1 protein-coding gene is annotated in these 535 nt (G+C 48.2%); it reads right to left on the bottom strand.

Annotated elements, in window-relative coordinates; genetic code table 11:
- Positions 1 to 535: 3'-5' exonuclease (locus C0K55_RS25785; RefSeq protein ID WP_129754540.1), on the bottom strand; the 535-nt coding region annotated here is incomplete at both ends.

Consider the following 535-nt stretch of genomic DNA (forward strand, 5'->3'; position numbering starts at 1 on the left):
GCGTCATCAAGTGCATTATGGCGCTCACCTTCGAATGGAATAGCCGTTCTGGCATCGAAGTCTATGGCTTTCCCCAGCTCAACGATTGTGCGTACATCGCGATCGTTGTAGTAACGCCACGGGCAGGGGATCCCCTGCCGTTCGTATGAACGGCGCAAAATCGTGTTGTCGAAGTTGGCTCCATTTCCCCAGACCTGAACAAAAAATTCACCGGAGTTTTCGTCGATAAATTCCCGCAATTGTAACAGTGCATCATCTAACGGGATTTCATCGGTCATAATGGCAGATTGCGCTTCGCGTGATTGCTTAAGCCACCATTTAATGGTGTCCCGATCAATGACTCCGCCAGCAGTTTCCAGATCGATAGTCTTACTAAATTCCGGTCCCATATCTCCGGTTTGCGGATCGAAAAATATTGCACCTATTGAGATGATCGGGGCATCAGGATTTTTTCCCATGGTTTCAAGGTCGATCATTAGATGGTCACACGTCCTGCTGGTGGATGTGATTTCGTGATGACCGTTCACCTTAATTG

Source organism: Escherichia sp. MOD1-EC6098, assembly GCF_002965865.1.
Taxonomy (GTDB): domain Bacteria; phylum Pseudomonadota; class Gammaproteobacteria; order Enterobacterales; family Enterobacteriaceae; genus Escherichia; species Escherichia marmotae.